Raw genomic sequence first — 24442 nt, forward strand, 5'->3', positions numbered from 1 at the left:
CCAACGACTTAGCGGCAGCACGAATCAGTAGGCGGTCCTTTATGCAGACGGTAGGCGCGGGGGTCGCTGCTTCAGGCATCGTCGGCACAGCAACAGCGGACACGATAGACGACGAATATCGCACAGTAATCGACGTAACTGACGCGGGGGCGGACCCGAGCGGGGACGAATCGGTGAGTAACGTTCTGCAGGACGTCATCGACGACGACACCCTTCTGCGGTTCCCGTCAGGCCGGTACTACATGGACGAGCAGGTCCGGGACTCGGGCGTCTCGAACGTCGGCCTCGTCGGCGACGACGCGACGCTGGTTCCGGCGAACTACCACGACTTCGACGGCCCGCAGTATCGCCTGTTCCGACTGGGCACGCACTACGACCCCGCGCGTGACGTCACCATCAAGAGCTTCGACGTGGACCAGCGAGCCGAGGACACCGGCATCCGGGCGTTCCACGTGAGCGCGGCCGACGGGCTGGAGGTGAAGAACATCGACATCGTCGGACGACACGACAGCGGGACGTGGGGGCCGGCGCTGTTCCGCATCACCGACTCCGACGGGAGCGGGCACATCAACGGCTTCCGAATCTCCGACGGTGCCGACTGGCAGTCCGAGACGCCGGGTGACCTCTGGCGCGGACCGACCGGGATGCTCATCAACAAGCATCAGGGGGCGCTCCGACTGGAGCACTGCATCGTCCGAAACTATCCGGACAACGGGGTGTACGTGACCGGCAACGGGTCCGTCTCGGTCGTCAAGGGCCTGTTCCAGAACAACGGCCCGGTGAACGTCCGTATCGGTGCGGACCGCGCCACCGTCGTCGGCGCGGATTTCGTCACCGACCAGCAGTCGCCGTACTACCTCGCCCAGATTCCGATGCGGTTCGACTACGCAGACCAGGTCGAAGTTCGGGACGTGGACGTCGACCTCTCGGCGCCGAACGGCGACGCGATTCAGATACAGGGCGACGTCGGCCAGACGAGCATCACCGATACGGACATCGACATCGCGGACATTCCGGCCTCGGGTGTCCTCGTCCAGTCGGGGGCCGGCCCGACGTCCCTCGTCAACGTGGACGTCGACCTCGACTGTAGCGCGAACGCGCTCCGGTTCCTCGGAGACGGGGGCGGCGTCGTCGTCCAGAACAGCCGCATCGGCGGCGGGGCGGAGGGCGACAACTTGCGCCACGCCGTCCGGTGTGAGCGGGACAACTGCGAGTTCCGTGACCTGACGGTCGACCAGTGGGGCGGCCAGAAGCGGCGCGGCCTCGCACTCCTCGGCGAGGACTACACCGTCTACCAGTGTCGCATCAGGACCTCGGACCGTCCCGTGAGTGCCAACGGCGACGACATCTGGATAGAGGACAACTACCTCGACTCCTACAGCGGCGACGAGTCCATCCGCATCGGTTCCGGCGCCAACTCGGTTCGCATCAAGAACAACGAACTGCCCGACGGTATCGTAGACGCGGGCGGGAGCGACGTCGTCGTCACCGGAACGACGTACTGAGGCCGGAGGCGGCCGCTTACCCAGCGGGTAATAAACACCCCGTGGGGCATCACGTCGGATATGCCGACAGTCAGCGTCGTCATCCCGACGTACAATCGCTCTGACGTCCTGCCACGCGCGGTAGACAGCGTCCTCGCACAGACGTACGAGGACTTCGAACTGGTCGTCGTCGACGACGGGTCCGACGACGGGACGCTCACGCTACTCGACTCGTACGACGACGAGCGCGTGCGAGTCATCACTCACGGGACGAACAAGGGCGCAAACGTCGCCCGCAACACCGGTATCGAACACGCGAACGGGGAGTTCATCGCGTTCCTCGACTCGGACGACGAGTGGCACCCGGAGAAATTGGGCCGGCAACTGGCCCGCTACGAGTCGGCCCCCCCGGAGTGCGTCGCGGTCTACTGTGACTTCCAGTACGACCTCGACGGGACGATGGGGCACTTGTTGTCGTCGGCGGCCTCCCTCCTCTCGATGGCCGACGACGACGACCGGCCCAAGGAGGGCGGAAAGGAACTATCCGGCGAGATACTCGCCGATTACCTCCACTCCGGCGCGGGGTCGACGCTCCTCGTCGAGACGGAGGTTGCGCGAGCGATAGACGGGTTCGACGAGACGCTCGACCGGTTCCAAGACCCCGACTTCCTCCTGCGCGTCATCCAAGAGGGCTACCTCGGGTACGTCGACCGACCGCTCGTGACGCGCCACGAGACCGGGTCGCCGCCGGCTGAGACGGTCGAACGCGCCGACGAGCAGTTCATCACGAAGCACGCGTCGCTGGTCCGGGCCGCCGAACGGGACGGCTACAACGTACAGGCCGCCCACGACCTCCTCCTGACGAAACTCTACTTACAGGAGGGCGCGTTCCTCGACGCCGCGAAGTACCTCGAGAACGCCCGCCTCGAACCGCGCCACGTCCCGGGGGTCCTCTGGAGCGCCGGGTCCGGCCTGAAGCACACGGCAAGTTCGGCGTAGGCACGAGCAAGTGTCACACGGTCAGCTCTCGTCCCGGTCGCCCGAATCGCCGGCGGGTCGCTTATTCGCCGGATAATAAGGCCACCGGGGGTAGTACGACGTAGCAATGTCACCACTGGACCGCTGGTACGTCGACCTCTCGCTGGTCGCGTTCCTGACGGGATTGGCCGTCCTCACAGTGGCGTCGGGGATAACCGGCGTCGTCAGGACGGCTGTTGTCGTCCCGCTCGTAACCGTCCTGCCCGGATACGCCTTCGTCTCGCTCCTGTACCCGACGGTCGGCAACCACGCCGTGCGCACGTTCGACGAGAACGAACGCGGGTTGCGAAACCCCCTCCCGACCAAGGAAGGAGTGGACCCGCTCGAACGGTTCGTCTTCGCGGTGGTCGCGACGATAGTCATCGTCCCGGTCGTCGCGCTGGTCGCGAACTTCACCCCGTGGGGAATCACCCTGTTGCCCATCCTGTTCGGCCTCACCGGCCTCACGCTACTGTTCACCATCGGCGGTCTGATTCGGCGCTACCGGCTCCCAGCGGAGCGACGCTACACGCCGCAGTTCTCGCAGGTCGTCTCGAACCTGACGTACTCCGACGCGGGGAACGCGTTCGGAACCGGCGATAGCCGACGGCGAGTGTTCAACATCGCGTTAGGCGTGAGCCTCCTCCTCCTCGTGTCGAGCGTCGGGTACGCCGCAGTGAACCCGCCGCAGGCCGGCGGTTTCACCGAGTTCTACGTCAACACCGACAACGTCACCGGGGACACCCAGTCTATGTACCCCTCGCAGTTCGTCTCGGGGGAGACGCGCACGCTGTCGGTCAACGTCACCAACCAAGAACACGAGCAGACGCGGTACGAGGCGGTGGTCCAGATACAGCGGACGAACGGCACCGGCAACGACGCGCAGGTGATAGAGAGCAGTCGCGTCGGCAGTAAACGGGCCACGCTGGACCACGGTGAAACTGCGACGATGAACTTCCAAGTGTCACCTTCGATGCGCGGGTCGGACCTGCGGATGATGGTGTATCTCTACCAGGGCGACGCACCGGCGAATCCAAGTACCGACAGCGCTTACGACACGCTCAGACTCCCGATCACCGTCGCCTGACCTCGCAAAACCATGACGATATCTGCACCTCACTGTGCGGCCGTAGCGACTGATGCACCGCCCCCGACCACCTCGCGGACACGTCGGGCCTGACCACGATGTGGCCGTGGGAACACGTCGCCGTCGGTTACCTGCTGTACTCGGCGTACGTCCATCTCCGGTACGGCGAGTCGCCCGGGCGGCTCCCGGCGCTCGCAGTCGGGTTCGGGGCGCTGTTCCCGGACCTCGTGGACAAACCGCTCGCGTGGACGTTCGATGTGGTCGGTAGCGGCGTCTCCGTGGCTCACTCCGTGTTCACGGCGACGCTACTCACGACGGTCGCCGTGCTGGCCTTCGGTCACTTCGGCCGCCGGGAGGTCGGGACGGCGTTCAGCGTCGCCTACCTCGCGCACATCCCCTCGGACGCCGTCTATCAGGTGGTCCTCGGGAGCCAGTTGCACCTCGAATCGTACGTCTGGCCCCTCGTCACCGTCCAGAGCGCTGCTCAGCGGGGGTTCCTCGACAACTTCCTCTACTACTTCGTGAAGTTCGTCGTCTTCCTCGGGACGCCCCGCGGCCTCGTCTTCCTCACGCTGGAGGTGGCGTTGCTGGGGACCACCCTGCTCGTCTGGTACGCCGACGACTGCCCGGGGCTGGGGATACTGCCGTTCCGTCACTCGGCGCCCTCGTAGTCCCCTCGCCGTCGATTCGGTGGTGGGGATTTCGCCGTCACAGGCGGACGGACGGCCGCGCGGAGTGGTCGACGACGCGCATTACCGCCACAGTAAGTAATCCACGACTGCTCGAAACGGCGGTATGGCCAGACCGTACACGCGCCGTCACGTGCTCGCCGCTGCTGGCGTCGCCCTCACGGGCGCGATTGCGGGGTGCGGACAGTCGGACGACCAGACAGGTACCGACTCGTCGACGACCACGGCAGGCGAGACCGCGACGCCGACGGACGGCACGGAGACGGACGCCGGGACTGCGACACAGACCGGGGCGTCTGGTCCACGAGACGTTTCTTTCGAGTCGTCGAGCGGTGCGACCGTCGAGGGGACGCTCTACGGGAGCGGGTCCTGTGCCGTCGTCCTCGTCCCGCAGATTAACCTCGACCGGGAGAGTTGGCAACCGCAGGCAGAGCGACTGGCCTCGGAGGGGTATCTGGCGCTCGCCATCGACGAGGGCGAGGACCGCGTTTCGGCCGTCCGTGGGGCCGTCGAGTACCTGCGGACCGACCGGGACGCCGCGACTGTCGTCCTCGTCGGCGCGAGCACGGGCGGGGCCGCCGTCCTCGGTGCCGCGGCCGCAGTCCCGGATCGCGTCGACGGGGTCGTGACCCTCTCGGCGGCCGGCGGTGCACAGCATGCCGGGCCACTCACCGGCGAGAAACTGTTCGTGGTGAGCGAGGGGGACGACCAGCGGTTCGTGGACATCGCGTCGGACCTCCACGCGGGGGCATCGGAACCAAAGCGGCATCTGGTGTTCGAGGGGTCGGCTCACGGCCAGCGACTGTTCGAGAGTTCGCACGCTGACACGCTCTGGGCGGCCATCCTCGAACTGCTGGCCCGCACCTGTTGAGGAAACGGGCCGCTCACAGACCATGACGTATCGGTTCGAGGCGGCCTCGTCGAAACGCACAACCAGTGACAGCTCTCGGTGGCCGTGCTGGATGCATCGCGCAAGTCGGTCGTAGGAATTTTCGTATATCTTTGTCAATACTTTGTATGGTCGATTTCGTCCCTGTGCTATTGTTCGTGTTTGGTCTCGTCGCGGTGGGAAAACCAGAATGGATTGCTGCTATCGACCGCCGCCAGAAGGCGACCGGGACAACCCGTAGTCCTGACGAGGTGGGAATGAGCGAGACGTATTATGCCGTTGTCAGACTCGCCGGTGTCGGCTTTACGCTATTTGGACTACTGTTCATCGTCCGAAGTTGGTAAGCCTCTATCTGTTTTCTGCGGGTTTGGTACCAACACGGCAATGCTGTAACAGTACTTTTCCGAGAGCTCTTGCTGACTGCATCCTCTGAATCTTGCACGCCCCTACTGACAGCGCCCCGGTAGTTCGTTGAGCCTTTGCTGCATACACAGCGCGTGTCGGTCAGTCGACGTCCGTTTGGTAAATCCCGTGCATCCACATCGCTGTGCGATTTTTCTTCAGGAAAACCGAGCAAGTCAAACCGGCACGATGACAACAACCGATTCAGTGAAACGATGTCTCTTGAACTGATTGCGCCGGGTGTCTTAATATCGATATTGCTGGGTATCGGGTACCTGTTGGTGTTCCGCGTCGAGAAGGCGATCGCGTTCCAGAGACGATATGCAGAGGCGCTAAGTTCGACCCCACCCTCGGAGAATCCCGAGTTCTACGAGGAAACGTACGACCACCGGAAAGCAGTGTTTCGTCTCGGTGGGGGCGTCCTCCTTGCGGTCGGTGTATTCCTGCTCGCTATAATGGTGTACGGGACAGTTGTTGTCGATTCATCCCCATAGTTGTACGTTCGCTTCTGCATCAGCCGCCCCAGTGACCGGAAAGACTTCGATAACCGATGAACGGTGGATCAGCTAGCTCGAGAGCGAATACATCACTGGCCATCATGCTGGATTTATCCTCTGTATCGGTCACACCACTACTGACAGATGTTGACCAGTTCACAAAAGCTGCTGCAGTCAGGGCACGTATCGGTCACTGGCCAACGTCAACATCAGTAATTTCGAAACGGGCACCACCGCTCTTTCCTTCCCTAGCAGCAATCTCCCAGCCGTGGGTTTTACAGATCCCTTCCACGATGGAGAGTCCATAGCCGGTCCCCTTCTCCTGGGTCGAGAAACCGGACTCGAAGACCAGTTCGCGGTCTGGACCCGGAATTCCAACGCCGTCATCCTCAACGTAGATCCTGCCGTCGGCCACCCCGACTCGGATGGTTGACGCATCTCCGTGATCAAGTGCATTCCAGAAGAGGTTCTCGAACAGGCGACGGAGTTGACTCTCGTGTGCTTCGAACTCCGCATCGTTCTCCATAATAAGTTTCGCCTCGTCGGAGGTAACCGTATCCCATGCAGACTCGGCGATTGTCGCTAACGAAACGTCTGTGAGCGCAAGGTCGTCGCCCCGAGCGACCCGCAAGAGTTCATTGATGAGATTTCGCATCCGATTATGTGCTTGTGCCACCTCTTCAAGATGCTCGAAGTCTCCCGTCTCCTGAGCCAGTTGGAGTCTGCCTTCAGCAACATTTAGAGGATTCCGGAGATCGTGCGAGACCGTGTTCGCAAACGACTCCAAAATTCGATTTCGCCGTTCGATTTCTTGTTCGCGTTCTTTCTCGTCAGTGATTTCACGTGAGTGAACGAACAGTCCTTCCTCGACCGGAAAGACGCGGACGCTGACCCAGTAGCCGTGGGGTTCGTAGTACGTCTCGAATTCTACCGATTCACGGGCTTCCATAGCCTCCCGATAGTGGGCGTAGAGATCTGTTCCCTTTGCTTTGGGAAACGCATTGAGAAATGACTTACCGAGTACACCATCAGTTCGTTGGCCAGTTCGCTTGCTCATCTGCTCATTCCAGTAGGCGATAGTCCAATCTTTGTCAAGAATAAAGAACCCGTCCGTCTGTTCGTAGAGTTCGAGAAGTCGATTTTTCGCCACTTCCGCCCGACGTTCTGACCGTTTATGGCCAACGGCATTTTGGATGCGATTGACGAGTTGCTCGTACACTTCTGTCCCACCTTTTTGAATGTACGACGTCACACCGGCGCTTATCGCTTCAGACGCTACTTCTTCACTTCCTCTACCAGTCAACAAAATGAATGGTAGGTTGGGATACTCTTTCCGTACTGCCTGCAGGAATTCAATCCCGTTCATACCAGGCATCTGATAGTCACTCACGACGCAGTCAATATTCTCCTCCGGGATAATGTCCAGTCCATTACTGGCGCTTGTCTCCGTGACGGTCGTGATATCTCCCCCAAGGCTTTCGAGATACATCGATACTAATTCCCCGAATTGCGGTTCATCGTCAACGTGAAGGACAGTAATCGGACGTGCACCCTCCTCGTGTCCTATTTCGTTCTTCAAAAGGGCCATTTTATGTTAGTTCTATCTCGTTTGGGTCCACCCAGATGAGGAAATCATCGTCTCGTTTGACTATCCCGCGGAAGAAATCGATATCCGTGATTGGGTTCGTTTCCACACATTCTTCCGATATGTGGGTCACTTCAGCGACATCAGAAACTATCCACCCCATCGGCCCGTCGGTCTCAACGGTGTCCGGGTCGAAAATAACGATACGGTTGGAGACTTTTCCACCATCGGAGATCATTTGATTTGGCGTTCCATTTGCGCTGTTGAGTAGGACTTGAGGATCGACAATGGTGGTCGTCCGCCCTCGTAGATCCATCACACCAGCAACGTGGTCCGTGGTGTTCGGAATGGACGTCATTTCCCCGCTATCAACGATTTCAGTCACGTACTCAATTTCGACACAATACTCTTCGTCGCCAAGACTAAACTCTAGTACTTGCACCCCACTTGTGGTTTCGGTGGCGCTCATCGCTCACACCCTGTCATCGGTAGTCTCGCTCGTGGTACTGTTCTTAGAAAACTCAGAGACGAGTCTGTCTACGGCCTGACTGATGTCTGTAACCAGGTCGGTCTGGTCGTCGATCTCGTCGGCGATTTCGGCAGTTTCGGTAGCAATCTCGTCGGCCGCCGTTGTGGTCTGATCGACCATACTCGCGACTTCTTCCGTGGAGGCCGCCTGCTGGTCGGTCGCGGTAGCTACTTCCGTAATTCCCTCGCTGACCTCCGAAACAGCACCGTGGATATCGTCCAGGATCGTAACTGCGTCATCGACGGACTCGATACCTCGCTCGATACGTTTATTATTCTCCTCGAGTGACCCGACGGCGTTCTCCGTGTCCGCTTTTATGCCATCGACCATCTTCTCGATCTCGCTGGCGTGGTTCTGAGACTCTTCGGCGAGCGACTTCACCTCGTTCGCGACGACGGCGAATCCTTCACCAGCTTCGCCAGCGCGGGCTGCCTCGATAGAGGCATTGAGCGCGAGCATGTTCGTTTGGTCCGCGATGTCGTTGATCACCTCCACGATTTCGTCGATTTCAGTAACGCTGTCCTGGATTTGCCCGACGTCCTGTGAGACGTCGTTAGCTGCATCCTGAATCTCGGCCATGGCTTCCCGGACTTCTGTCGCCGATTCCTGACCTTCGTCGGCGAGATTCCGTGCCTCCTCACTGGCAGTCGAAACCTCTTCGGATGACGCAGCGATTTCCTCAACAGCCGCCGAAAGATTCGAGATCTCCTCCGCGACCTGCTCCATTCCTTCGTATTGCTCGGCAGTCCCTTCACGAATCTCGGCGAGACGCCGTGCGATCTCAACAGAGGAATCGTGTAATTCGGCAATCGATGTCTGGATATCGCTTGCAGCCTCGTGATTGTAGCCTTCGTCACGGCTGATATCTTCCTTGATATCGCCGATGTCAGTCTCTAAATCGCCACCGACCTCGTCGCTGATGTCCTGTCCCAGGTCCTTTGTCTCCTCGTATTCGTCATCGCTGTCCTCTGATAGGGATGTCATCCTCTCAAGCGTAAGAAGGGATACATAAAAACACCAGTGTCCAATTATACTCGGTGATAATGGGTATATGTATATCATTAGCCATAAAATACTTCTTTATAATAGTAACAACAGCCCCTGGATGAATATCTGTATATTTATGCTCGCGGCAGATAATCTGTACATGAGATGCATACAGGCCGGGGGGAAAAACAAGCAATAAATAAGTTACAAGAATTGGGCCTCACGGAGTACGAGGCGGAATGCTTCGTTTCCTTATCCCGTATCCCATCCGGAACGGCCAAAGATATCAGCGAAATATCTAACCTGCCACGGACACGGGTGTATGATCTCGCGGAAAGTCTTCAGGAACGAGGATTAGTCGAGATACAGGATGGAAACCCCCGAAAATTCAGAGCTGTTTCAATAGATCTGGCCATCGAGAGATTACAGCAGACGTACAAAGGGAGTCTTGAAAAAGCAGCTGAAGCACTCCGGTCGATTCCTACTCTCGACAAGGGGGAATCGAAGAACGAGATCTGGAGAGTGGAGGGACAGGAAAACGTAATCACAAGGGGGCAGTATATTTCAGCCCGTGCGGAGTCCGAGCTGTTCGGCTTTTTCACCGATAAAGCGACATTTCAGGACAAATGTTTTGACCAAGCGCAAAATGCTATTGACCGTGGTGTTGACGTCGTCTTTGGTTCATCGGACGACGTACTTCGCGATGAACTTCGCTGTCAGCTCCCGGGTGCAACCGTATGGACTCCCTCTCTTGACTGGGACACGTTAGAAAGTCAAGGTTCCCAGTTGAGCCGCCTCATCATGGCAGACCGCAGTATAGTGATGCTTGCGTCTATCGGAACTAGGGGTCCAGATGGTGAATGTGAGGAAACTGCGATCTGGGGCGAGGGAATCGATAGCGAATTAGTCATGCTTTGTCGACAGCTCATCGGCTCACAACTTGATGATAGGGCGACTGACGGTAATGGTACAGAACCACCTTTGTAAGACATCGCCGCTGTTAACGACAGTAGCGAAGACTACCCCCAGGTTGGTCAGCAGTATCACGGGCTGGCGTGAAACATCTGTGTCTGAAGGTGTCTGCTATCCATGTCGGAAACTGGTCGGTCCTTTCGTACGGAGGACGACCAAGGTCAGCGGAATATGAACAGTCGGTTATCGGCGGTTGATGAGAATATCGCGACTTTACTGTACTCATCCTCTGTATGCAGCAGGCCGTTTCTGACAGCTTCTTCATGAATTACCGTAACCGTGCTGAATAGCGCACGCAAGTCTTCCAACCGGAGAGGGCTTTCTATGATGAATTAGAGACGGGTTTTTCCCAGAGAAGAATAACTGCCGAACCAGTAACGAGGACGGCTCCGGCCACAGCCAGCGCAAACATCGGCGACACGACGTCGGAGATGACTCCACTGCCTAGCTGGAACGGGATTACGGTTAATCCACTCACCATCGCCATCGCGCTCAGCACCGTTGCCCGGCCGACTGTCTCAATGCGGTCGTTGACATACTGCCCGGCGAACGACCGTGTGACGTCGGCAAGTCCTCGCGCAACCAGGAACGTCGGAAGAGCCAAGATTGGAACAAAGTACATCCCTATCAATGCGGCACCAACAGCGAACGGAAGGACGAGAAACCACGTTTGGATACCGATGTACTCCTTGATTGTACCCGTATAGTAACTGAGAACTGCGCGAACAGACTATACGCCGCATAGAACCACCCAAGGAGCGATTCAACTTGACCGGGCGAAATTCCTAGATCCACCACGACCGTCTCGAAGATCGGCTGCAAGAACACGAACACGAGATACGTGACAGCAGCATACAGAACGTAATAGTAGAGAATGAGTGCTCGGATGTTTCGCCGTGATAACGTGTCCGTGACGATTTCGAGAATCTGTCCAAAGCTCAGTCCCCCAGTGTCTGTCTTCTTGTAGGTCTCTGGTTCGTCCAAAGTAAGAAGAACGACCGCACCAAGACCGGTGACAGCTGCGGCGACGAACCACGGTAGCGAGAGGTTGATACTACCGAGATACCTCCCCGAGGATAGCAGCACCAGCACCAACGGCCAAGGAAACGGACTCTCCACGTCCACGGACGTGGGCGAACTCACCATCCGAGAGTTCGTCTGTGAGCGTGTCGTACAACCATGCATCTTCACTTCCGGATCGGAAATTGTATCCCATCGACCAGACCGCATACAGAACAGCGAGTGCGTAGAAGGACTCTGAGAGACTGATTCCGACGAGCGTTACAGTGATGAGTCCAGTCCCGATGAGGAGGCTATTGCGTCGGCCAACGCGGTCACCAACGTACCCTGTTGGAATTTCACCTAAGACGGTTGTGAGATTGTAAATTGCCTCAAGTATAGCAATTTGCGTGAAGTTGAGTCCTTGTGCGAGAAAGAAGAGATACATAATTGGCCGGTAGAACTCGACTGCCTTGGTGGAGTTGTAGAGATAATACTTGAGAACGCTCTCCGGTGCCGCCAGAATCCGCCTGTGTGAAGACACGTCCTCCATCAGCAAACAAGTACCACGAGTCGGCTAATTACCTATCGTTATTACATTTCTCACCCAGCGTATCACGGGTCGAGAATCTGGATCAATTACAGAATTCGACCCCTGATCGAGGCATCTCCTTTTCGGGAAGGATTGTCGTCAGAGATGATCGGTCACTGGCAACGTCTGTGACCGATACACCCTCTGTATCGGTCACATCCTTTCTGACAGCGGTCGAGTAGTTGGCGAACACACTGTAGCATTCACGTGCGGCTACCTCGGACGAGCACAGCGTTGTGCATGGGTTCGGATTGAGAACCCAGCGGGTGGTTGCGTCCGTGGTCTGTCACCGACGTCCGGTGTGCGGCCGATTGGCGAGCGCCGACCGACGCGATGACTGGTCGGGGCGTGCGTACGTTTCCGGTCTCGGGTTTCCCTTGGTAGCTATTCTCGTCCTCCTGATGGCCGAGGCCCTGAATCGTTCATATCGTCCCTGGCGTGAATCTTGGCCTGTTCGCGAGCACTGGGATTGACTGACTCCTTGAACGGAACCTTCGCTACCGTCGCATATACGGGCTCGCCGGCCTCCTCGGCGTACTCGTCCGGGAGGTGGACTTCGAACTCCACGTCGACTTCCGCGTCGTATATCGAGTCGTCGAGTGGAACGTCGGTCGCGGCCTCCAGTTTCGCCGACGGCACGAATCCGAGGCCGATATTGGTGTCGAGCTCCGGATTCCACCACGCCGACGTCAGGTAGCCACACTCCTCGCCAGTCTCCGGATCCGAGACGATCCAGAAGTCCGGGGCGTAGTCCTTGATCGGTTCGCCGGCCATCTTCAGGCCGACCAGTTTGTGCGTGAACGGGAACTCGCCGTTCTCGATGGCGTCCTTCTGCTGTTCCAGTTCGCTTTTGCCGATGTAGTCCGCGTCCTTGTCGTCGGGAACCTGATAGCCGAGGTTGACCTGAAACGGTGACGTCTGGTCGTCCATGTCCTGTCCCAGCGACATGATTCCGGCAGCGATACGTCGTTGATGAGAGATTCCCGTTGTCGTACCGCCGTGGGCTTCGACCGTTTCGAGGACTGGGTTCCACACCGCTTCGGCGTTCGTCGTCGCCTCACGGACGTATATCTCGAACCCCGCCTCTCCCGAGAAGCCGGTCTGACTCACTAACACCGGGACGTCGTTGACCGTGGCTTCCATCAGTCCGTAGTACGGGATGTCTTCGACCACGTCCCCGACGAGCGACTCCATCACAGCCGGCGACTTCGGGCCCTGGATTTGCATCGGCGAGACGTCGATCTCGTCGATGTCGACCTCGAAATCGGAGTGGACCGTGACTCCTTGTAGCCACTGTTTCAGGTCGGCGTCTGCGATGGAGAACCAGAACTCGTCGTCGGCGAGTCGCAACAGGACGAAGTCGTTGAGGATACCGCCGTCCTGGTTGCAGCAGATGGCGTACTTCCCACGCATCGGCTCGATATCGGTCGCGTCTCGCGTGATGACGTGGTTGACGAACGCCTCGGCATCCGGCCCTTGGACTCGGATCTGGCGCTCGACCGCGACGTCCATCAGCGTCACCTCGTTGACCAGCATGTCGTATTCGGCGTCTAACCCGCCATCGTCGGGGTCGATGTACGACCGCGGGTGGTACATGTGATTGTAGACCGTCGCCTGCCGACAGCCCGCCTCGACGGAGAGGTGCCAGAACGGCGACTGCCGAACTCGCGTAGAGATCAGAAGGTCGACGTCTGCGTCGCCTGTCTGACGGAGATTTCTGGGGATGGTACGGTCCGATTGGTCGACGTCCGGGTGATTCGGATGCTGTTGGTTACGCGCCATTATTGATCTATTCCGGTCCTCCGGCGTAACGGTCGAACAGCGTCGTACAGATTCCTCTGAACCGACTGGCGTTGAATGCCGTGATGACCCCTTCGGGGAAGGAGAATTGTGATTCAGTAGCTCTGGCTCGCTCGCCGGCATTGGTGTTAAGTACCATACTATTGATTAGCATGGCCGTGACTGCATCACTCTGTAGCTTATTCGTTTAACCCGTTTATACGGGGGCGGAAGACTCCGTGTACCCCTGACCCCTTCCGTACGTCGCTCGATTGGTGCGGTCAGAACAGCGAGGGGAAGTAGTAGCTGACGACTATCGTCACGACGAACGCTCCGAGAATCCTCGGGTGTGCGTCTATCCTCGCTCTGAGTCGGTCTGTCACTGGCTTCGACGGTTCGCTGTCCCCAGTGACCGTCGGATTCGCTACTAACAGACCAGTGCCCGACTGCTGTATACAGCCTCTAAGTTCAGCACGAAGTTTCTCGCAGCCTTCCGTCAGGTCTCTGCGACCGTACTGAATACAGAGCACATAGTCTGTACCCGTCAGGAGCGGGCGAAATACAGCGTGCCCGCTCAGGATATACGTGGAAAGCACTTATTAGTAGGCGGAGACGTCGCCGACATGGACGTCAGCACCCTCCCTCGTCGACGGCCGGTACCGTTCCTTACGACGGTCGCATTCCTCGTCACCTTTGGAGTGACGGCAGCGTACTACGCTGGACTCGTTCCCGGTGTTCGGAAGACGCTTCCCGTCTTCACCCAACTCGTGACGATAACGCTCGTGTCGTTCGTTGCCGTGCTGGTCGCATGGCTACTCTCATTCCTCACCGAGTAGAGCGTAGGTTCGGCATCGCTCCCGATTGGACAGTAAATCTCTAACGGATGTTTAGTCGGACCAGCCTAATCGAATGCGCCTTGACTGAACTCACTCTCTCTATCGCTCACGCCGTTACTGACAGGCGCTGAACAGTTCGAAAAGGCGCTGCCGCATACACGGCGCGTATCGGTCAGCGACCTTCCGTCACGTAGCGGGATGACGGATCCCTCGACCCAGAAGATAGATTCAGTGCCGACCACCGCTCGGATTTCGGCGCACTGGAACCTCTCGCAGCAGTCTCTGTAACGTTCGGAAGGGACAGGAACTCACGGAATATTCCAACTCCGGTAAAAGTATGTTATCCAGTTAACCTGCAGAAAAATACAATTGCGGAGTTTTCTAATTCTTATGGCTGTTGGAGACCTAGTGTTGACGGGGTTGATGGCCGTCCTCCTCGTCGGTATCGCCGCGTTACTCACGCGCATCGAGAACTGGCGGTCGTACACGCCGCTCGCGGGCGGCGGCACGGCGACGGGCGAAACCGTCGTCCACCGGGAGAAGCCCGCAGGTATCGTTCGGTGGCTGACGACAGTCGACCACAAAGACATCGGCATCCTCTACGGCGTCTACGCCGTCATCGCTTTCGCGGTGGGTGGCATCATGGCGCTGCTCATCCGTCTGCAACTCGTCACGCCCGGCGGTGCCTTGCTGGGTGCGAACGCCTACAACTCTATCCTGACGAGTCACGGCATCACGATGCTGTTCCTGTTCGGGACGCCGATGATTGCGGCGTTCGCGAACTACTTCATCCCCTTGCTCATCGGGGCCGACGACATGGCGTTCCCGCGCATCAACGCCATCGCGTTCTGGTTGCTCCCGCCGGCGGCGCTGCTCATCTGGGCCGGGTTCTTCCTCGCGCCGGTCACCGAGAACATGATCGAGCCGGCACAGACCGCGTGGACGATGTACACGCCGCTGTCCGTCGAGCAGGCCAACCCCGGCGTGGACCTCATGTTGCTGGGTCTGCACCTCTCGGGCGTCGCCGCCACGATGGGTGCCATCAACTTCATCGCGACTATCTTCACCGAACGTAGTGAGGACGTCAGCTGGGCGACCCTCGACATCTTCTCGTGGACCATGCTCACCCAGTCGGCGCTCATCCTCTTTTCGTTCCCGCTGCTGGGGAGCGCTATCGTCATGCTCCTGCTGGACCGGAACCTCTCGACGACGTTCTTCGCCGTCGAGGGCGGTGGTCCCCTGCTGTGGCAACACCTGTTCTGGTTCTTCGGCCACCCCGAGGTGTACATCCTCGTGCTCCCGCCGATGGGGCTGGTGAGTCTCATCCTGCCGAAGTTCGCCGGTCGGAAGCTGTTCGGCTTCAAGTTCGTCGTCTACTCGACGCTGGCCATCGGCGTCCTCTCGTTCGGCGTCTGGGCCCACCACATGTTCTCGACGGGCATGGACCCCCGCTTGCGGGCCTCCTTCATGGCTGTCTCCATCGCTATCTCGATACCCAGTGCGGTGAAGACGTTCAACTGGATCACGACGATGTGGAACGGGCGCCTCCGACTGACCACGCCGATGCTGTTCTGTATCGGCTTCGTCTCGAACTTCATCATCGGCGGCGTCACCGGCGTCTTCCTCGCCGCGATTCCCGTCAACCTGGTGCTCCACGACACCTACTACGTGGTCGGCCACTTCCACTACATCGTGATGGGTGCTCTCGGATTCGGTGCCTTCGCGGGCATCTACTACTGGTTCCCGGTGTTCACCGGTCGGATGTACCAGCGGACGCTCGGGAAGGCTCACTTCTGGCTGTCGATGGTGGGGACGAACGTCACCTTCTTCGCGATGCTGGCGCTGGGCTACCTCGGGATGCCGCGCCGTTACGCGACCTACCAGTTCGACGGGGCCATCGCGCCACTGGCACAGGTCCAGACGTACCACCTGCTCGCCACCCTCGGCGCAATCATCCTGTTCGTGGGACAACTCATCTTCGTCTGGAACGTCGTCCAGTCGTGGCTCGAAGGGCCGAAAGTCGAGGACGGCGACCCGTGGAACCTCGAACGCGACGGGATGCTCGACCGCGAGTTCCAGTGGTTCGACCGCAAACTGGAGACGGCCGTCACCGACGGCGGCGAGGACGAGGGGCAATCGGCGCTGACCGACGGCGGCCAACCGACCGACGACTGACGCTGCAGACGTTCTCCTTCGAGTCTTCGGCTTTCACACAGTATATGTTTGAACTGCTCTGCATTCAGAACGCGATTCGTGTCAGCCGTTGCGGATTTCAACAGGGCCAGACGGGTAGGAGAACGAACGAGCCAGAACGGGTGGTCGAACGGCGCGGCGGAACGCCCTCTCAGGCGTTCGACGCCGGCGACTGGGTACACATCTCGACTTGGTCGTTGCTGTAGATTATCGCCTGATTGGGGCGACAGAGTCGCTGTTGGGGGATGTTCCGCGACTCGCCGAAGCCGCGACTGTTGATGAAGTAGGTCGCCGCCTCGGTCTGTTCTTTCCGGTAGACCGTGATGTCGTGGGAGACCGGTTCGCTGTCGTTTATCCGGGCCGTGTCGGCGGGATAGGACCCGGTCCGCTTGAACAGCGTCTGGTACGGGTGGTCGGTGAACACCACTTGGTCGGGCCGGAGGTTGTCTCCGTCTGGGGACCCGGTCATGGCTCCGAAGGTGTAGACGGCCTCAATCTCGGCCTCGGTGTAGGACAGCTGCGCCTCCTGATTCTCGAACATCGGGTTGTCGATGGTCCCGTTGCTCGACATCACCATCGCGCTGGGGAACACCAACACGAAGATGAGGGCCACCGCGGCGATGGTCCGGCGGTCCAGTTCGATGGTGAGGTGCCGGAGGCCGATGACCGTCAGGAGCGCCAGCGGCGCGTAGAGGAACGCGAACCACCGCTGGGGGATGAAGTTCCGGATGCCGAACATCGGCAGGCCGAGGACGAACACGAGCATGACGGCCGACGCCAGCAGGAGCGTGAACACGGACTGCTGTGCCCGCCGCCGGTTGACGACGTAGAGACACCCGACGAAGGTTCCGAACAGGAGTAGGAGGAACCCGGTCGTGTCGATGTAGGTCGCGATTTGCTGGATGAGGGTCGGGCCCTGACTCGCGGCGGCCCCGGACGAACTACTGGACGACGGCCCGGCGAGGTCCAACACCCCAGCGCTGGAGGCCAGCGTCTCCTGTAGGTAGCTCAGCACCGTCACGAGGAACGAGTTCCCGTTGTACGGCGTGAACGACCAGAGGAACGTGATGAACCCCGCGTCGAACGCGAGCAGTCCCCCGATGTTCATCGGGTTGCGCACCCTGAAGACGTCCGAGTCGAGCGGCGACTGGCGGAAGATGCTCAGTTTGAGCACGAGGTACGAGAGCAACCCGGCGCCCAGCAACACCAGCATGATGAACGACGACACCTGGTGGGTGAGGATGACCGCGGCGCTGGCCAAGACGAGCAGCGCGAACTCGCGGAGTCCGTAGTCCGTCCGCATGACCCGGAGGAGGAAATAGAGGACCGTGAGGAACAGTATCAGCCCCATGCTGGTCGGGATGATGTGGATGCCCCACTCGATGACGTAGTCGCCGAACGAGAACAGGAGCGCGGCCAGCGCTGCCCACCGCGGTTCGACGAGCAGGTTCGCCATCGCGAACACGACGAGTATCGCGACGGGCATCGCCAGTCCCAGCGAGAGGTACAGCGCCAGTCGCAGGGGGACGTCGGCCAGCAGCGACGTGGCGACGACCAGCAGGTGGTACAGCGGCGACGTGTAGTGCTTGTTGGTCGAGATGGCCTCCAGCGTGCCCTGTGCCTTGATGCTACCGGCCAGTTGGGTTATGTGGGTCCAGATGTCGATGCCCACGAGGCCCGGCGTCACGTACAGCGCGCTCAACCGGACGACGGCCGCCAGCAGCACTATCTGGAACAGTATCTGCGTCCGGTTGAACGACTTCTCCCCGGAGAACAGTATCTGGGCCATCAGGAGCGTCCCGGCGACGCCGGCGAGGTCGTAGAACAGCACCGACCGCTCGCCGGCCTCGACGGCGATGATGACCAGCGCGGCCGAACAGAGCACTACCAGTATCGGTAACAGTCTGAGGATGTCCCGAGACAACGTCGGGAGGCCATTGATGGTGCTGTCGTCGCGGACGCTGGCGATGAGATACAGGATACAGGCCAGTCCCAACACCAGCGGAATCGTCTTGATGTATATCTGTGAGGCGAAAAACCGGAGCGGGAACAGTGCGAGGGCCATGAGCAGGCCCGCGACCGCGGCACCGGTGTCCAACTGCGTCGGGAGCCACCGACGAGCGGTTCGCTGCGGGTTCATGGCAGACCTCCCGTGCCGTTCAGCGTCGCGTCGTACACCTGTTCGAGGCGTCGGCCGAAGTCGTCAGGGTCGAGGCCGTCCAGTTGCCGGCGTGCATCGGGTCGCCGGTCGTTCTCGAGGATGACTTCGAGCGAACCGACCAGTTCGATGTCGGACCTGCAGACCGCCGACTGCCCGACGTTCTCCAGCGTCTCGCGGACGAAGCCCACGTCCGTCGAGACGACCGGGACGTTACAGGCCGCGGCCTCGCGGACTACCATCGGCCCGCTCTCGCGCTCCGAGGTGACGAGGACGACGTCGCTCGCGTTCAGGTAGTACGGCATCTCCGAGTAGGGCTTGCCGGTCAGCGTCCTGAGTTCGGCGTCGACGTCGGCGGCGCTGACGACCTTCTCGGCTCGCTCGTAGTCTTTTTCGGGACGACTCGGGTCGTAGGGGAACAACACGATTGTCTCGTCGTGGTCCCAGCCGACGTGTTCGCGTGCGGCCGCCCGGTCCATCGGTTCGAACCGGTCGGTGTCGACGGGGAACGGGACGTGCGTGTGTTCACAGTCGATGTAGTCGGACATCGCTTGACTGGGGAGTATGACGCGGTCGGCCAGCGAGGCGCTGTGCCTGCTCATCCCGGCGACCACGCCGTGGTCGCCCATGAGGTCGCTCCCCCAGTAGGTGACCACGATGGGTCGGGTCGGCTGGCCGAGCGCGAAGGGAACTGTCAGTCCGTGGTTCGCGTGGACGAGGTCGTACTCGCCCAGACTGTGCTCTAAAACCTGCGGATAGTACTTCAGGTAGTCCGTCACGGTACGGGGGTCGTCGGCCGAGTAGTCTCCCGGCACGTTGAGGACGGTACAGTCGACGCCTCGGGAGCGGAGCGACTCGATTTGCTGGTCGAAGAACGACCGTCGACCCGTCGTCAGGTGTAGTGTTCGCATGTCATCACCCCACGTTCCGTGCCGGTATCTCGCGTGTCTCTGTGGCGTCGGGCGCGGCGTCCTGCCCGCCGGTGAGTTGGTCGATGATGAGGTCCGTCGGGTTGACCTTCTCCGTCAGCAGGTGCATCCGACGGCGCTCGAACTCCTCGGCGGGTTCGGACAGCATCGACCGGGCGGCCTCGGTGGCCGTGGCCGTGTCGCCGTCGCCGGCGCAGTTGACGACGAGGCCGTACTTCGATTCGAGTTCGTCGAGGTAGCCCAGCGTGAGGTCGCTGACGTAGACGGCCGGCGTCCCGAGCGCCGCACACTCGGCGGCCGTCGTCCCGCCTTCGCCGACGTAGAGGTCGATGGCGGCCAGCAGGTCGTGGAACCGGTCGGAGTCCAAGTCGAAGCCGTGTGACTCCAGTCCCGAGGGGAGGTCGCCCTCGGTGCTGAGCAGCACCTCCGCGCCGTCGGCCTCCAACTGCTCGACGAGTTCGACGGGGTCGTCGATGCCGCTGACGCCGACGTCGTGCGAGGAACTCCAGTCGCCGAGTCGGACCAGCACCACGTCGTCGTCTCGCTCCAGCCCCACGTCTTCGAGCACCGTCTCGTCCGGTTCGAAGAGGTCGGGGTGGAGGTAGGCGAGTTCGTGGTACGCCGGGTAGCGGACCTGCTTGGCCCCGATGTCGTCGTGGAAGCAGTCCGGCGTGCAGACGGTGTCCGCGAACGGGAACGCCAGTCGACGGATGATGGTCGCGTGCTCGGTGTCGTAGAAGACGACGCTCTGTGCCCCGACGAGCGAGGCGACGTGCGAGACGGCGACGCCGCCGATGGCCGTCATCACGTCCGGGTCGAACTCGACGGCGCGACGCAGGAGACGGGCCTCGTAGACGCCCTGCGCCGCCGCGAGCGACAGCAGGGAATCGGAGGACCCTGCGAGCACCTCGTAGTCGATGTCACAGGCCTCCAGCAGGTCGATGGAGGCCTCGTTGTCCCGGGCGAACACCCGGACGTCGTGACCGCGAGCCGTCAACTCGTCGATGGCGTGCTTGAAGAAGTGGACGTGCCCGGCGTGCTGGACTGTCACGATGACGTTCATTCGCGAATCACCTCGGCGTCGTTCTGTCGGTCGGTGCCGAGCGCCAGTACGAGTGCGACCAGTCCGCCCACGAGGGGCAGGGTCGACTCCGGCCAACTGACGGAGAGCGCGTCCGGAAGTAGCCCGGCGAGTGCGCTACTCAGTGTCGAGAGCACGCCGACGACGACGCCCAGCGCGCCAACCGAGTACAGCGCCGGCAGGTGGGCCCGGCCGCGGTCGCTCGCCGTACGCAGGCGCCAGAGAAACGCCTGCAGTATCGTCGTGGAGGTGCGCTTGACGAAGTCCGTGAACTGGATGGTGCTCTCCTCGTCGCCGTAGATGGCCTCCATCGGGACGTCCGCGACGCGGACGCCGGCGGCGTTCAGGCGGGCCAACAGGTCGTTGGGGTAGTCGTGGTCGTCCGGGATGGCTTCGATGTTCACCGCAGCGAGCGCCTCCTCGGAGATGGCGGTGTAGCCGTTCTGTGGGTCGCGGAGGCGCCAGTAGCCGCTCGCGGGCTTCATCATGAGCGTCAGCATCCAGTTGCCGAGCAGACGGAACGGCGGCATCCCGCCCGCGGCGTCGCTGTCGGCGAGGCGGTTGCCCTTCGAGAACCCCGCCCGGCCCTCGACGATGGGGTCGAGGAGACGGTCCATCTGGCCGGCGTCCATCTGGCCGTCGGCGTCGATGGTGACGGTGGCGTCCATCCCGTCGCGCGCCGCGAGGAGATAACCGGTCTTGAGCGTCCCGCCGGCACCCTGGTTCACGCGGTGCTGGACCGGGACGACGTCCGGGAAGTCGCTGCCGTGGCCGTCGGGAATCATCACCTGTTCGGCAGCCTCGCCGTCGGCGGCCCCGACCTGTCCGACCGTCTGGTCGCTCACCGTCGCGTACTCGCAGATAACGTCCCACGTCTCGTCGGTCGAGCAGTCGTCGATGGCGTACACCCGGTCGACGTACGACGGCAGTGACTCGATGACAGACCCGATGTGCTCGGCCTCGTTGTACGCCGGCAGGACCACACCGACCGTCTGGCCACGGTACATCTCAGACCCTCCTGTACGCGACCTCGTCGGGGAGTGCCGCCTCGTCGAACGCGCGGTTCACGTCGACGATGGCCGGCGGGTCGGACAACTCCGCGGCGACGATGTTGGGGTTGAGGTTCTGCAACTCCTCGTGAGCGGCCCCGAGCAACAGGCCGTCGAACCCTTCGAACGTCAGCTTCTCTTGGGTCTCGATGCCGAGGTAGTCCGTGATGGTCTCGTCGTCGAGCAGCGGGTCGAAGCCGACGATTTCCATCCCGTACTCCTGCAGTTCCTCGATGACGGCGGCAATCTTCGCGTTCCGGATGTCCGCCACGTCGGCCTTGTAGGTCAGTCCGGCCACCAACACGCGACAGTCTGCGAGCGGACGGTGGGCCTCTGTCAGGGCTTTCACCATCAGGTCCGAGACGTGCTTGGGCATGGACTCGTTGACGGACCGACTCGCCTCGACGAGCTGCGGCGTCGCGCCTTCCTTGTTCGCGCGGTGGATGAGGAAGTACGGGTCCACGGGGATGCAGTGCCCGCTGACCAGTCCGGGGCTGTAGTCGTGGAAGTTCCACTTCGTGCCGGCGGCGTCGAGGACGGCCTCGGTGTCGATGTCCATCTCTTCGAAGGTCATCGCGAGGTCGTTGACGAGACCGATGTTGACGTCGCGTTGGACGTTCTCGACGACCTTCGCGGCCTCTGCGACCTCCATCGAGGGCGCGCGGTGGACGCCGGCCTCGATGACGTGGCCGTACAGCGCCTCGACGGCCTGACCGACGGCCTCGTTCTGGCCGCTGACGATTTTCATCACGTTCTGGAGGCCGTGTTTCTCGTCTCCGGGGACGGCGCGTTCGGGAGAGTAGCCGACGTAGAAGTCCTCACCGCAGTCCAGACCGGAGGAAGATTCGAGGGCCGGGACGAGCACCTCTCGGGTCGCTCCCGGGTAGACGGTCGATTCGAGGACGACGGTCGTCCCCGGCGTCATCTGCTCGCCGACCGTCTCCGCGGCGCTCTCGACGAAGTCCATCTTCGGGTCGTGGTTCTCGTCGATGGGCGTCGGGACGGTCACGAGGACGTAGGACGCCTCCGCGATGGCGCCCGGTTCCGTGGTGAACTCCACCTCGCCCTCCTCGATGGCCTCGTCACCGAGGTCACCGGTCGTGTCGGTGCCATCGGAGAGGCGTCCGACCGTCTCCTCGGAGATGTCGTAGCCGATTACGTCGTATCCCGATTCGTCGAACCCGACAGCCAGCGGCAGCCCCACGTAGCCGAGGCCGACGACGCAGACCGTCGTCTCTCTCGGTGTGATGTCTTGGGGCGCTTGTATCGGGCTTATTCCGTCGAGTGCGTCGTTGCTTGGGAGTGAATTCATAGAGGTTCACCGGTTCAACCAGCCCTCAGCGACCGATACGGGCTGTTCTCGTCCACACAACGACGCTGTGGGGTCATTCCTATACGGCGGCTAAGCGATTCACCTCCTCAGAACGGCGGAAAACCGATGGATGGGTGCCTGAAACGCCTGAATCTTCCCGAGCAACCGCAGCCCTTCGCAGGTGCCTAAGGATTTGACGGTGTACCACGGTACGAATACCCGTGTCCGGGGAGTTGACACGACGGCCACCTACGCCCGCGTATCGGACGTAGCGCGCGTCTACACGCGAGATTGGAGTAATTCGGCAGTCAGAACTCGCGCCAGCAGTCGGGCAGACGGGATTAAATCTCTGTTAAAAGCAGTTCACGACTGTTTCACGCGGTGTCTCGGCGCTCCGGCGGACCGTCGTTACTCGTCGGCGGCCGCCTCCAGTTGCTCGCGCGTGCTCTCGATGTCGATAGTCGGGGCGGTCACCTCGCCGTCGTAGACGACGCGGGGCACCGTCCAGATGTCGTTCTCGTTGGCGGCGGTGAGCGTTCGCTGGATGCGGTCGTTGTACGCGTTCTGCTGGTTGGCGGCTTCGCGAATCTTCCCGGGGCTCTCGACGTCCGCGGCTCCCGCGAACCGCGTTAGCAACGGCGCCTTCGCCCAGCGGTACTGCTCGTCTGGCTGGTTGGCGAACACGTAGGAGAAGTACGACCAGAACGACTCGGGGTCGGTCTCCCAGACGGCGAGTCCCGCGCGAGTCGCCCGCGGCGCGTCCACACCGAGGAACGGTTCCCCGCTCCGGTACGCGACGGCGCGGAACTCCATCGATACGTCGCCCGGACGCACGAACTCGTCGACGAGGTCCGGCATTTGCTGGAGGACGAACTCTTGCGTGTACGGGCACTTCCAGCTACCGTAGACGGTCACCGTCTCGTCGGCGTCGCCCATCGTCGGGTAGTCGGGCTTTTCGTCGGGCAGCGTGACGGAGGAGAGCGATAGCGACGGTTCCTCGATGGTGACGTCGTCGATCGACCACTGCTCGTCGGTCTGGGTCTCGGAGGACTGCTGTGAGCTGTTCGTCGGCGTGTCCGTCGCCTGCCCGGACAGTTGTGAACTGTTCGAGTCGGTCGATTGGGGCGTCTCCCCGCTCGACGAACCGGAACTGTCGACTGCGTCGACGATACTTGCACAGCCCGAGACAGTGACTGCCGAACCGGCCGCCAGCGCCGCTAGGAACCGCCGTCGTGAGGGTTTCTCAGACATTATCGGACACACGGACTATCACCGGTTCATTATTCAGCCGGTAATGACCGTGCTCTCGACGGTGGGTTGCTCTCCGTCGACGCTCCGTATCGCTGGACGATACCGGCACTCTACCCCCGCCTCGC

20 protein-coding genes and 1 pseudogene are annotated in these 24442 nt (G+C 61.0%); 10 read left to right on the top strand and 11 right to left on the bottom strand.

Annotated features, from left to right (window positions below; genetic code table 11):
• Positions 1–41 precede the first annotated feature (41 nt).
• The 7 genes from Hhyl6_RS19565 (at position 42) to Hhyl6_RS19595 (ending at position 6062) form a co-directional block, all read left to right on the top strand.
• A complete protein-coding gene (locus Hhyl6_RS19565; protein WP_483740933.1) occupies positions 42–1505 on the top strand; it encodes a pectate lyase family protein in 1464 nt (487 codons plus the stop codon).
• A 60-nt stretch (positions 1506–1565) separates the two neighbouring features.
• Positions 1566–2483, top strand: a complete 918-nt coding sequence (locus Hhyl6_RS19570; RefSeq protein ID WP_483740934.1) for a glycosyltransferase family 2 protein — start codon at positions 1566–1568, stop codon at positions 2481–2483.
• A gap of 106 nt (positions 2484–2589) precedes the next feature.
• Positions 2590–3588, top strand: coding sequence for a DUF1616 domain-containing protein (locus Hhyl6_RS19575; RefSeq protein WP_483740935.1), 999 nt, complete (start codon positions 2590–2592; stop codon positions 3586–3588).
• A gap of 98 nt (positions 3589–3686) precedes the next feature.
• On the top strand, positions 3687–4259 hold the full coding sequence (locus tag Hhyl6_RS19580) for a metal-dependent hydrolase (protein WP_483740936.1): 573 nt from the start codon (positions 3687–3689) through the stop codon (positions 4257–4259).
• Between the two features lie 124 nt (positions 4260–4383).
• Positions 4384–5148, top strand: coding sequence for an alpha/beta fold hydrolase (locus Hhyl6_RS19585; RefSeq protein WP_483740937.1), 765 nt, complete (start codon positions 4384–4386; stop codon positions 5146–5148).
• Between the two features lie 146 nt (positions 5149–5294).
• Positions 5295–5510 (top strand): DUF6199 family natural product biosynthesis protein, encoded by a 216-nt coding sequence (locus Hhyl6_RS19590; RefSeq protein ID WP_483740938.1) that lies wholly within the window; start codon positions 5295–5297, stop codon positions 5508–5510.
• A 273-nt stretch (positions 5511–5783) separates the two neighbouring features.
• A complete protein-coding gene (locus Hhyl6_RS19595) occupies positions 5784–6062 on the top strand; it encodes a hypothetical protein (protein ID WP_483740939.1) in 279 nt (92 codons plus the stop codon).
• Positions 6063–6255: 193 nt separating this feature from the next.
• On the opposite strand, the gene Hhyl6_RS19600 is transcribed toward Hhyl6_RS19595, so the two are convergent.
• Genes Hhyl6_RS19600 through Hhyl6_RS19610 form a run of 3 tightly spaced genes read right to left on the bottom strand, consistent with a single transcriptional unit; the run spans position 6256 to position 9163 of the window.
• Positions 6256–7653, bottom strand: coding sequence for a response regulator (locus tag Hhyl6_RS19600; protein ID WP_483740940.1), 1398 nt, complete (start codon positions 7651–7653; stop codon positions 6256–6258).
• Position 7654: 1 nt separating this feature from the next.
• The gene (locus Hhyl6_RS19605; protein ID WP_483740941.1) at positions 7655–8119 is read right to left on the bottom strand and encodes a chemotaxis protein CheW; all 465 of its coding nucleotides are present in this window, start codon (positions 8117–8119) and stop codon (positions 7655–7657) included.
• A gap of 3 nt (positions 8120–8122) precedes the next feature.
• Positions 8123–9163 (bottom strand): methyl-accepting chemotaxis protein, encoded by a 1041-nt coding sequence (locus Hhyl6_RS19610; RefSeq protein ID WP_483740942.1) that lies wholly within the window; start codon positions 9161–9163, stop codon positions 8123–8125.
• Positions 9164–9331: 168 nt separating this feature from the next.
• Here Hhyl6_RS19610 and Hhyl6_RS19615 point away from each other — a divergent pair, with 168 nt between their 5' ends.
• Positions 9332–10153, top strand: coding sequence for a TrmB family transcriptional regulator (locus tag Hhyl6_RS19615; protein ID WP_483740943.1), 822 nt, complete (start codon positions 9332–9334; stop codon positions 10151–10153).
• Between the two features lie 307 nt (positions 10154–10460).
• On the opposite strand, the pseudogene Hhyl6_RS19620 reads toward Hhyl6_RS19615, so the two are convergent.
• Positions 10461–11585: pseudogene (locus Hhyl6_RS19620) on the bottom strand (MFS transporter).
• A 528-nt stretch (positions 11586–12113) separates the two neighbouring features.
• Positions 12114–13511: a glycine cleavage T C-terminal barrel domain-containing protein gene (locus Hhyl6_RS19625; protein ID WP_483740944.1), complete on the bottom strand. Its 1398-nt coding sequence runs from the start codon at positions 13509–13511 to the stop codon at positions 12114–12116.
• A 620-nt stretch (positions 13512–14131) separates the two neighbouring features.
• Here Hhyl6_RS19625 and Hhyl6_RS19630 point away from each other — a divergent pair.
• Both Hhyl6_RS19630 and Hhyl6_RS19635 read left to right on the top strand, forming a co-directional pair.
• On the top strand, positions 14132–14344 hold the full coding sequence (locus Hhyl6_RS19630; protein WP_483740945.1) for a hypothetical protein: 213 nt from the start codon (positions 14132–14134) through the stop codon (positions 14342–14344).
• Between the two features lie 390 nt (positions 14345–14734).
• Positions 14735–16519 (top strand): cytochrome c oxidase subunit I, encoded by a 1785-nt coding sequence (locus tag Hhyl6_RS19635; protein WP_483740946.1) that lies wholly within the window; start codon positions 14735–14737, stop codon positions 16517–16519.
• A 169-nt stretch (positions 16520–16688) separates the two neighbouring features.
• Here Hhyl6_RS19635 and Hhyl6_RS19640 read toward each other — a convergent pair whose 3' ends face one another.
• The 6 genes from Hhyl6_RS19640 to Hhyl6_RS19665 all read right to left on the bottom strand — a co-directional run bounded on the left by Hhyl6_RS19640 (position 16689) and on the right by Hhyl6_RS19665 (position 24317).
• The gene (locus Hhyl6_RS19640) at positions 16689–18677 is read right to left on the bottom strand and encodes a hypothetical protein (protein ID WP_483740947.1); all 1989 of its coding nucleotides are present in this window, start codon (positions 18675–18677) and stop codon (positions 16689–16691) included.
• Positions 18674–19606 carry a glycosyltransferase family 4 protein gene (locus Hhyl6_RS19645; protein ID WP_483740948.1) on the bottom strand — a complete coding sequence of 311 codons (933 nt, stop codon included), beginning with the start codon at positions 19604–19606 and terminating at the stop codon, positions 18674–18676. Before Hhyl6_RS19645 ends, Hhyl6_RS19640 begins: the two co-directional genes overlap by 4 nt.
• A gap of 4 nt (positions 19607–19610) precedes the next feature.
• The gene (locus Hhyl6_RS19650) at positions 19611–20687 is read right to left on the bottom strand and encodes a DUF354 domain-containing protein (protein ID WP_483740949.1); all 1077 of its coding nucleotides are present in this window, start codon (positions 20685–20687) and stop codon (positions 19611–19613) included.
• Positions 20684–21712, bottom strand: a complete 1029-nt coding sequence (locus Hhyl6_RS19655; RefSeq protein WP_483740950.1) for a glycosyltransferase family 2 protein — start codon at positions 21710–21712, stop codon at positions 20684–20686. Before Hhyl6_RS19655 ends, Hhyl6_RS19650 begins: the two co-directional genes overlap by 4 nt.
• Before the next feature lies 1 nt (position 21713).
• The gene (locus tag Hhyl6_RS19660) at positions 21714–23066 is read right to left on the bottom strand and encodes a nucleotide sugar dehydrogenase (RefSeq protein ID WP_483740951.1); all 1353 of its coding nucleotides are present in this window, start codon (positions 23064–23066) and stop codon (positions 21714–21716) included.
• Positions 23067–23474: 408 nt separating this feature from the next.
• Positions 23475–24317, bottom strand: coding sequence for a DsbA family protein (locus Hhyl6_RS19665; protein WP_483740952.1), 843 nt, complete (start codon positions 24315–24317; stop codon positions 23475–23477).
• Between the last annotated feature and the right edge of the window lie 125 nt (positions 24318–24442).

This window comes from Haloarcula sp. H-hyl6, from assembly GCF_056934455.1.